The sequence below is a fragment of the Bradyrhizobium sp. genome (genome assembly GCF_035570375.1).
Lineage (GTDB): Bacteria > Pseudomonadota > Alphaproteobacteria > Rhizobiales > Xanthobacteraceae > Bradyrhizobium.
The window spans coordinates 1-9,378 of record NZ_DATMLW010000182.1 but is presented as its reverse complement, the minus strand read 5'-3'; the positions used below and the strand labels follow the sequence as shown (position 1 = coordinate 9,378).

At 60.4% G+C, this 9,378-nt stretch carries 8 protein-coding genes; 4 read left to right on the top strand and 4 right to left on the bottom strand.

The annotated features are described in order from the left end of the window. From VNX23_RS19645 to VNX23_RS19635, 3 genes are all read right to left on the bottom strand, one after another. A partial coding sequence (locus tag VNX23_RS19645; RefSeq protein WP_325632696.1) for an efflux RND transporter permease subunit occupies positions 1-2,495 on the bottom strand: 2,495 nt, incomplete at its 3' end. Then, the gene (locus VNX23_RS19640; protein ID WP_325632694.1) at positions 2,492-3,568 is read right to left on the bottom strand and encodes an efflux RND transporter periplasmic adaptor subunit; all 1,077 of its coding nucleotides are present in this window, start codon (positions 3,566-3,568) and stop codon (positions 2,492-2,494) included. The genes VNX23_RS19645 and VNX23_RS19640, both read right to left, overlap by 4 nt. After that, positions 3,565-4,635 carry an efflux RND transporter periplasmic adaptor subunit gene (locus tag VNX23_RS19635; RefSeq protein ID WP_325632692.1) on the bottom strand — a complete coding sequence of 357 codons (1,071 nt, stop codon included), beginning with the start codon at positions 4,633-4,635 and terminating at the stop codon, positions 3,565-3,567. Before VNX23_RS19635 ends, VNX23_RS19640 begins: the two co-directional genes overlap by 4 nt. 429 nt (positions 4,636-5,064) lie before the next feature. Between VNX23_RS19635 and VNX23_RS19630 the strand changes: the two genes are divergently transcribed. Then, entirely contained in the window at positions 5,065-5,739 is a 675-nt protein-coding gene (locus VNX23_RS19630) for a TetR/AcrR family transcriptional regulator (protein ID WP_325632690.1), read from the top strand. Between the two features lie 402 nt (positions 5,740-6,141). On the opposite strand, the gene VNX23_RS19625 is transcribed toward VNX23_RS19630, so the two are convergent. Beyond that, positions 6,142-6,711: a hypothetical protein gene (locus VNX23_RS19625; protein WP_325632688.1), complete on the bottom strand. Its 570-nt coding sequence runs from the start codon at positions 6,709-6,711 to the stop codon at positions 6,142-6,144. A 251-nt stretch (positions 6,712-6,962) separates the two neighbouring features. Here VNX23_RS19625 and VNX23_RS19620 point away from each other — a divergent pair, with 251 nt between their 5' ends. The 3 genes from VNX23_RS19620 to VNX23_RS19610 are packed head-to-tail and all read left to right on the top strand — an operon-like array spanning position 6,963 to position 9,193. Beyond that, a complete protein-coding gene (locus tag VNX23_RS19620; protein ID WP_325632687.1) occupies positions 6,963-8,129 on the top strand; it encodes a DUF3734 domain-containing protein in 1,167 nt (388 codons plus the stop codon). Positions 8,130-8,162: 33 nt separating this feature from the next. After that, complete coding sequence (locus VNX23_RS19615) at positions 8,163-8,957, top strand: acetoacetate decarboxylase (protein WP_325632686.1); 795 nt, start codon at positions 8,163-8,165, stop codon at positions 8,955-8,957. Beyond that, on the top strand, positions 8,957-9,193 hold the full coding sequence (locus VNX23_RS19610; protein WP_325632684.1) for a hypothetical protein: 237 nt from the start codon (positions 8,957-8,959) through the stop codon (positions 9,191-9,193). Before VNX23_RS19615 ends, VNX23_RS19610 begins: the two co-directional genes overlap by 1 nt. Positions 9,194-9,378 lie beyond the last annotated feature (185 nt).

Here is a 9,378-nt window from a genome sequence, read left to right as displayed (position 1 = left end):
GTGAACTCCTCCACCTTCGACGCGAGTTGGTCAACGACTGTCTTTGGCTGCGCGGTATCGAGGATGCTTGCCTTGAGCGTGATCGTCGGAATCCGCGATCGCCGCCAGATCGTCGGCTGCTCGATTTCGTAGCGCAGCGTGGCGACCGCCCCGAGCGGCACCGACTGGCCGCCAAGGCCGGTCAATTGCAGGTCGCGCAGCGTGTCGATCGAGGCGCGCTCGGGTGCGGTCGCGCGTCCCGTCACATTCACCAGGTAAATGCTATCGCGCACCTGGGTGATCGAGGAGCCGGCAAGGACGCCGTTCAACGTCGTCGCGATGTCCTCCGAGCTTACGCCAAGCTGGCGCGCCTTGTCCTGCAGGACATCAACCTTGACGACCCGCGCCGGCTCCATCCAGTCGAACACGACATGATCGAGGTGCGGATTGGCGCGCACAACGCCGGCGAGCTCTTGGGAAAACTCGCTCACCTTGGCGATATCGGGTCCGCTCAGCCGGTACTGCACGGGACGCCCGACCGGAGGTCCGACCTCGAGCAGTTTGACGAAGGTATCGGTGCCCGGAAAGGTCTTTCTCAGATAGGTTTCGAATTGCACCTTGGCGCGGTCACGCGCGGCAATGCCACCCTTGGTGACGACGACCATCTGGCCGAACCAGGTATTCGCCGTCTGCACGTCGAACGACAGCACAAATCGCGGAGCGCCGGTTCCGACATAGGTCGACCAATGATCGACACCGGGATTGCCCTGCAGCTGTTCGCGCTCGAAACGGGCGATCTGCGTATTGGTCTCCGTGATCGAGGCGTTTTGAGGCAGGTTCCAGTCAATGACCAGTTCGGCACGGTCCGACGACGGAAAGAACTGCTGCTGCACGAATTGCATGCCGAACAGAGCGAGCGCAAACGCCGCGACCGTCACCCCAACCGTGACCCAGCGGTGACGCATGCAAACCAGAAGCAGACGGGCGAACGTCTGCCCAAGCCGGCCTTTGGATTCATGATGACCTTTCATCCTGGCCGGCAGGATGGTGACGCCGAGCAAGGGCGTGAACAGCACCGCGACAATCCATGACACGAGCAAAGAGACAGCAATGACCACGAACAAGGTGTAGGTGAATTCACCGGCGTTGCTGGTGTTGAGGCCAATCGGGATGAAGCCGGCGACGGTGACCAGCGTACCGGTCAGCATTGGAAAGGCGGTTGAGGTGTAGACGCGGGTTGCGGCCTTCTCCAGGGGATCGCCGACTTCCAGCCGTGCCACCATCATTTCGACGGCGATCATGGCGTCATCGACCAGGAGGCCAAGCGCGATAATCAGGGCGCCGAGCGAAATACGCTGCAGCGAGATTCCTGTATACGCCATCACCAAGAACGTGATCGCCAGAACCAAGGGAATCGCGATCGCAACGACGAGACCAGCGCGAATGCCCAGGCTCAAGAAGCTGATGGCGAGCACGATGACCACCGCTTCGAACAGGGCTTCCGTGAAGCCAGACACGGCGTGCTCGACGACGACCGGCTGGTCAGCGACGAGATGAACTCCCAGGCCGATGGGCTGCTCGGCCAGAATCTTGGACATTTCCTCTTTCAGCGCCTCGCCGAATTTCAGCAAGTTTGCGCCCGACTTCATCCCGATCGCGAGTGCGATGGCGGGTTGACCGTTGAAGCGAAACAGCGTCGTCGGCGGATCGGCGTAGCCGCGCGTGATGGTTGCCACGTCCGTCAGCGGGAAGAACCGGTCGTTGACCCTGAGATTGATCGCCTTCAGGCTTTCCTCAGACGCGAATTGACCGTTCACCCGCACGCTGATGCGCTCCGGTCCCTCCTGGAATACGCCGGAGGGCGCGACAGCATTTTGCGCCTGCAGCGAGGAGACGATGGAACGGGTGTCGAGGCCGAGCGCCGCGATCTTTCGGGTCGAGAATTCCAGGAAGATCATTTCATCCTGCGCGCCAAGGATGTCGACCTTGCCGACATTGGGGACCGTCAGAACCTTCGCACGAATGTCTTCGACGCGATCGCGCAACTGGCGCTGGGTCAGGCCGTCGCTGGTGAACGCGTAGATGTTGCCGAAGACGTCGCCGAAGCGGTCGTTGAAGCCCGGCCCGATCACGCCTTGCGGGAAATGGCCCTTAATGTCCGCGATCATATTGCGCACGCGTGCCCAGGTCGGCGCGACGTCGGCAGCCTTGGTCGTGTCGCGCAGATAGACGAAGACGGTGGTTTGGCCCGCAACGGTGACGCTCTTGGTATAGTCGAGCGACTCAAGCTCTTCGAGCTTCTTCTCGATCCTGTCGGTGACCTGGCGCGTCATTTCCTCGGGCGAAGCGCCTGGCCACTGAGCGCCGATCACCATGGTCTTGATGGTGAAATCAGGATCTTCCTGCCGCCCCAGCTGCAGGTATGCGAAGAGACCCGCCGCCATGAAGGCGATCATGAAATACCAGACAAGCGAACGATGCCTAAGTGCCCAGTCGGAAAGGTTGAAGGTTTTCATGGCGTGGCGTCCTGTTCGATGCGGACTTGTTGTCCTTGTTTGAGGCTGTGGATTCCGGCAGTCACGATGCGCGCTCCGGCGATAAGACCGCCGGCTAGGCGAATGCCGCCCTCGTCCTCGGAAAGCTCGACCTTGCGGAGCGAAACCGTGCTCGTGGGTGTGTCGATGGCCCAGACGAAGGTCTCGGCGCCCTCTTTGAGCACGGCGGACGCGGGCACTCGGAGAACTGCGCCGTGACCGTCGCTTAGCCTTGCTGCGATAGTGCTTCCGAGCCGGAAGCTTTCGGGCGGATCATTCAAGGCGATACGGACGCGGCGCATGCGCGTCACTTGGTCGGCTTGCGGAGCAATTTCGCGAATTTGGCCTTGGACCTTAACGCCAGAAAGTAGCTGCAAGCTGACCGTGAACGGCAAGCCGACGGTCAAGGGCACGGGGAAGTCCGCGCCGATATCGACCACAGCCTCCCGGACATCCGGGCGCGCCACGGTCACCACGGTCTGACCCGGCGAGACCACTTGTCCCACCTCGGCGCTCACGGCCGTGACGACACCGGCGAAGTCGGCCTTCAGCTCCGCATAACCGAACTGCTCGATCGCCTTGGTCAGATTGGCGCGGGCGCGAGCGGTCGATGCCTGTGCGCCTGCGCGCACCTGCTCTGCATCGTCAAGCGTCTGTTTCGTCGTGGCTTCGGCCTTGATCAGGATCCGTTTCCGCTCTTCGGTCCCGATTGCGTTCTCGAGCAGGGCCTGGGCTTTCGAAAGGTCCGCCTTCGCTGACCGCACGGCGAGCTCCAGGGCAGTCGGGTCGGTTGCAGCAACCACCTGCCCCTCGGCTACCAGATCTCCGACGTTGACTGGACGCGCGATCAGGCGCCCCAGCATACGGAATCCGAGGTTGGTCTCGTATCGGGGCTGGACGGTTCCAACCACCACCGTGCTCCCCGATGCGGCCGGTTGCAGGACGGTTGATAGCACGGGTCGGACGGGCTCCGGCGCCTTCGCCTCCTGCTTGCATCCGGCCATCGCCAACGCCGAAGCGAAGACGCCTGCAACGACAAACAATCGCGTTCTCATGACCGATCTCCAGCAAATGTCACGGGCTGGCCGGAGCTCAGCAGCTTGCCTCCGTCGATGACGACGCGGTCTCCAGCCTGCAGCCCTTCCTTGATCAGGACCGCTCCGGCTTCGTAAGCGCCGACAGTCACCGGCTTCAGCAACGCTATGCGTGTCCTGGGTTCGACGATCCAGACCGCGGGCTTTGAGCCCGTTGCCGTTAGGGCGGTCCACGGCACGATAATCTCGGTGGCGGGTTTCGTCGCGGCGCTGCCAGCGATGGCGTTTCCGAGCGTCATCGCAGGGGGCGGGTTTTGGATTGCGACTTTCACGCGAACCGTGGAGCTCTTGGGATCGACGGCAGGCGATATCTCCCTGACGTAGCCTGTGGCGGTGACATTGGAGTCCGAGACGAGCGCCAGAGCCACATGGCCGTGCTCCACGTCGTCAAAGAACATCGATTCGGGGACATCGAAGACGGCGTCGCGTTCACCATCTTGCGCCAGCGTGAAAACCGATTGGGCCGCCTGCATGACTTGCCCGACCTCGAGGTTTCGGGCAGTAATCACACCTGCAGCGCGGGCGTGCAATTCGGTGTCGTCGAGCGCCTCGCGGCTCCTTCCCAGCTCCGCTTTCGCCGAATCAAGCGTGCTTTGTGCGGTTCGCAATTGCTCCTGCGCCTGGTCGTAAGCGACCCGCGTGGTGAAGCCACTTGAGAGAAGTTGGTTCTGCCGATCGAACGTGGCTTGGGCGACGCCCAGCTGCGATTCCGCTGCGGCTACGCCTGCGGTCGCGGCGTCAAAATCGGCCTGCTGCTCGGCCGGATCAAGCCGGGCCAGGAGGTCGCCGGCATCGACGTGGGCGCCGACATCGACCAACCGTTCGTGCACGCGTCCGCTCACTCGGAACGACAGGTCGGCGCGAAAACGGGCCTGGACCTCGCCGGTCAGCGTTAAGGCAACCTGTCCGTCCTGTGGCTGTACAAGCGCGGTGCGCACGAACGCGGCACGCTCGACAGGGGCGGTCGAGCGGTCATTGCAGGCACCCAAGGTCGTCGCGAGAAGCGCGACCGCGAGTGCGGTACTCATGGACCGCGGAACAGATAGCCCGGGCGAGCAGGGGATGAAATGGTGCACGACGGTCTCCTATCTTAATTAATTAAACTATACGGTATAGTTTATTTAATGTGGTGTCAAGCCCGAAATTTGCCCTGACAGGCCAGTTGCGCTCGGCCCAAAAGACGGACGCCCCGGTGCAAGACCGGGGCGCCAAAGGGCCGTTGGCCTCAATCAGTTTCCATGACAGACCAGAATGCGTCTGGTGCCGTATCTCCTGTAGGTGGACACGTAGCGGCGATGGGCATCGCTTGCGCGCCCGCGGCGGGCATGGAGAGTAGAGAGAAGATATAAACTATAACGTATAGTTTATTTAACTTGTACTTTGATTGAGAGCATGTCAAGACGGAATCGTTGGCGAGCTCGGCGCTCGCAACATCGTGAATTGAGAGGTGAAAGCCGATGGTGACCAAGGACCATAGTTTGAAACGGCGGCGTCTCGGAAGGCCGCCCAAAGACCTGGCGGGCGACGTGAAGGCCCGAATTCTCGATGCGGCCCAGCGGGTGTTCCTCAAGAGGGGTTATCAAAGCGCGAGTATCGATGAAATCGCAGAGGTGGCGCCGGCAAGCAAGCCAACCATCTACGCCCACTTCGAGGGAAAGGAGGCGCTGTTCGAGGCGGTCGTGGCCCACGTCCTCGACGGGTTGACGGATTTCGGGGGTTTTGAGGCCAAGGGACGCACGGTGCAGGACAAGCTCGCGGGTCTCGGTATCGAGGTCGTTGAACGGTTCATCGATGAGACGGTCGGCATCACACGGGCCACGATTGCCGAAGCCGACAGATTTCCGGCCTTGAGTCGCCACGTCCACGAAGCCGGGCGAGACCGGGCAGCGGCTGCCGTGTCCCACGTCTTGAACGATGCCACCCACACCCTTTCGCGCGGGTCCAAGGGACCCTTCGGACCCAAACGAAGCCTCACCACGGCGCAAATCTTTATGGATCTCATTCTGCTCCCGATGCTGATGCGGGCTCTGATGGGAGAGGGTGCGAAAGACCTGCGCAGCGAATTGCCCGCTTTTGTGCGCGAACGCGTCGGTTTCTTCCTGGCGGCTTGTGAAGCGGATTGGGGAAAGTGAGGCCCCCGCGGGCTGTTATCGACGAGCGCGAGAGATTTCGATTTGGCAACACTTCCAGATTGGCGAAAATCCCGCTTCGCTGTTCGGCCAGCCGAGCGGGACGGTCGAAAACACGGGCTGACGGGGATAGCCGCCATCTCGGCGAACGCGTCGAAAGGTTGGCGCTCCGCTTGAGCGAGAGTCTCGCCCCCAATGTTGATCTCCGTGTCGACTGACGCTTCAGGCGGCAATCTCGAAGTGTCAAACACCACGCGCTCAGGCCATTATCCGGATGTTGATCTTCTGGTTGAGTGGAACGTCAGAACGTGGCGCAGGGGCAATCGGTGCGGAGCAGCACCAGTTCGCAGCAAAAAGTGCCGCAAGAAGAAAGCTTCCCACCCACCCGAAATACTGAAATAAGCCTCAGCGCCGGTCGGCCAATTGCAATTCGCGGCGGCAGGCCTCGCTGAAATCGTGCAACGGATCCATCTCTTTGATCAGGTCGGGCAGGTCGACGAATGTCCTGTTCGGAGACAGATAAGTGTCGAGGATCAATCGCCCCGCCTTCTCGGCCGCTTCAATCACAGCATCGCTCGAAAGGATTTTCATACGCGCGATGAGAGCGTAGAGGTCGACCAGTTTGGAAACCTCGGACTTGTCGTTGACAAGGGCATCGGCGTACAGCCGCGAAGCTTCTTCAATGAAGTTCTTGTATAGCTCTTCGCGCTGCGACGTGGCCCGCAACGTATGACGGACGCGGTTTTTGCGGCGCTGGGTAACCCAGCCCGTGACAATCGACGCGAGCGTTCCGGAAGCCGATCCCGAAAACGACGCAAGCGCGGGAATGTAGAACATATCCATCTCGTTAACTCCTTGTTGCCGGCACACACGGCGTCTCTGCCGCGTTTGCCTAAGAGTTCGGCCGCGCTCCCAACGGGCAGCCGATTTAGTTATTTGCTTCTGCTGGCCACCAGGGTCGGCGCTTTTGTTCAAAAACCGATCGCTGAGATCGTAAGAAGCCGGGATTTCAGCGACTTGCCGCACTCACAAAAAGCTGAGCGGCTCGCGTGAGCCCTTCTCCTTGACAGGTCGGCTCGTTCGTGATTTATATAAACTATACGGTCTAGTTTAATTAGTCAACTCGGAATGTCAACCCACCTTCTCATACCGAACAGAGCACGCGAGCACGATCAGAATCGACAAAGCTCGAGAATGATCCGAAATCGTCAGAAAGAGAGCACGCAATGAATTTCCAGCTTCGACCACACCTCATGACTGCGGAACGACGACTGCCGTTCGAGTGCGTTACCTTGCTGCTGCAGGGCGGCGGCGCGCTCGGGGCATATCAGGGCGGCGTCTACGAGGCGCTAGCAGAAGCCAACATCCATCCGGATTGGGTCGCCGGAATCTCGATCGGTGCGATCAACGCCGCTATCATTGCCGGCAACCCGCCCAATTGCCGCGTCGATCGGTTGCGAGAATTTTGGACGCACGTGACTTCGAACGCCCCTTGGGATTGGTTAGGTAATCCCTTGGGTGAGAGTGACGACACGCGCAATCTCCTCAACCAAATGAGTGCCAATTTCGCAGTCGCCTGCGGCGCCACGGGATTCTTCTCTGCGCGAGCCATGATGCCCTGGCTGCAACCGGGCGGAACGCTCGGGGCAACCAGCTTCTACGACACCGGCGACCTCAAGCACACGCTGGAGCGCCTGGTGGATTTTGATCGCCTCAATGCTGGAATGACGCGCTTCAGCGCGGGCGCCGTCAATGTCAGGACGGGCAATTTTGTCTGCTTCGATACCAACACCCACAAGATCGGGCCGGAGCACGTCATGGCGAGCGGAGCACTGCCACCTGGCTTTCCCGCGGTCGAGATCGACGGCGAGCACTACTGGGACGGCGGCCTCGTGTCCAACACGCCGCTACAATGGGTGATCGAGAGCAATCCTCGCCGCCAGGATACGCTCGCATTTCAGGTCGACCTCTGGAGTTCGCAAGGCGCACTTCCGCGCAACCTTGCACAGGTTGCCACACGTCACAAAGAGATTCAGTTTTCAAGCCGCACGCGAGCAAGCACCGGCCAATTTAAGAACGTGCACCGGGTCCAGCGTGCCCTTGATGCCCTGCTGCGCAGGATTCCTGCTGATTTTGAGCAGAACGATGATTTGAAGATCCTGAAGTCGGTCGCCAGTGACAAGGTCTACAACATCATTCAGCTGATTTACCGGGCTCAGAACTACGAAGGTCACTCCAAGGACTACGAGTTTTCGCGCCTGTCGATGCAGGACCATTGGCGCGCTGGTTACCACGACGCAGTACGCACGCTGCGCCATCCCGAAGTTCTTGCTCGTCCCACGAGCCTGGACGGCGTCTTCACGTTCGATCTCGAGCGCGACGGTCGCGAATAGAACAAATCAAATTCAACACAAGGAGAACCCACAATGCATGAGAAACAAGTGCTGGAGCGCGCCTTCGCGATGCCGCTGACCAGCCCTGCCTATCCGCCCGGACCATACCGGTTCGTCAACCGCGAATACCTGATCATCACCTATCGCACCGATCCGCCGAGGCTGCGCGCGGTGGTGCCCGAGCCGCTCGAATTCGATCAGCGCGAAGCGCTGGTGAAATACGAATTCATCCGCATGCCGGATTCGAATGGTTTCGGCGACTACACCGAGAGCGGGCAGGTAATCCCGGTTTCCTTCCGCGGCCGCAAGGGCGGCTACACCCACTGCATGTTCCTCAACGACGAGGGGCCGATCGCCGGTGGCCGCGAGCTCTGGGGCTTTCCCAAGAAACTGGCGCAGCCGACGCTGCGAACCGAAATCGACACGCTTGTCGGGACCCTCGACTACGGTCCGCTTCGAGTCGCGACCGGCACGATGGGCTACAAGCACCGCGAGGCCGATTTGGCGCACGTCAAGGCTTCGCTTGAGGCGCCGAACTTCCTCCTCAAGATCATTCCGCACGTCGACGGCGGCCCGCGCATCTGCGAGCTGGTCGAGTACCACCTAGAGGACGTCACGATAAAGGGGGCGTGGACAGGTCCTGCGGCTTTACACCTGTCACCTCATGCCTTGGCACCAGTCGCCGAGTTGCCGGTTCTCGAGATCGTGTCCGCGATCCACATCCTTGCCGACCTCACCCTCGGCCTCGGCAAGGTCGTGCACGACTATTTGCGGCGACCAAGCCAGCAGACGATGCGGCGCAATAACGAAATGGCTTTGGCAACTTGATGCTGAACAGTGCCTTCGATTGTGTCGCGCTGGGGCGGATAATGCGCAACATGGTCGACCTGGTGGGCCATTCGGCGATAGAATTGCAAGTTGCCGTTCGCCGTTTCGCGAGACAGGGCCGCCGATTCTACGATGCGAAAGCCAGAGACCATCGTCAGATCGAGCAAGAAAGATTAGCTTGTCAAGCACTGAACCACGGTCACGATCGACAAAGCAGGGCGTTTCTGGTGCGGTGACTCAGGGGGACAACGAAGCAACACCGGTTAAGCCATTGATTCTTTGGTGGGCCCGGCAGGACTCGAACCTGCAACCAGACCGTTATGAGCGGCCTTGCTCGTGCTTTTTTCGCTGGGATTATTCGGTTTCTTGTCGATAATCGTGCGCGATCTTCCGTGTTCGTTCACGGTGTACCGGTGGTTAT

What these genes read in the sequence shown, in the direction of transcription:
- VNX23_RS19640 (WP_325632694.1), bottom strand. Translation starts at nt 3,568, where the DNA reads ATGAGAACGCGATTGTTTGTCGTTGCAGGCGTCTTCGCTTCGGCGTTG.
- VNX23_RS19635 (WP_325632692.1), bottom strand. Translation starts at nt 4,635, where the DNA reads ATGAGTACCGCACTCGCGGTCGCGCTTCTCGCGACGACCTTGGGTGCC.
- VNX23_RS19630 (WP_325632690.1), top strand. Translation starts at nt 5,065, where the DNA reads ATGGTGACCAAGGACCATAGTTTGAAACGGCGGCGTCTCGGAAGGCCG.
- VNX23_RS19620 (WP_325632687.1), top strand. Translation starts at nt 6,963, where the DNA reads ATGAATTTCCAGCTTCGACCACACCTCATGACTGCGGAACGACGACTG.
- VNX23_RS19615 (WP_325632686.1), top strand. Translation starts at nt 8,163, where the DNA reads ATGCATGAGAAACAAGTGCTGGAGCGCGCCTTCGCGATGCCGCTGACC.
- VNX23_RS19610 (WP_325632684.1), top strand. Translation starts at nt 8,957, where the DNA reads ATGCTGAACAGTGCCTTCGATTGTGTCGCGCTGGGGCGGATAATGCGC.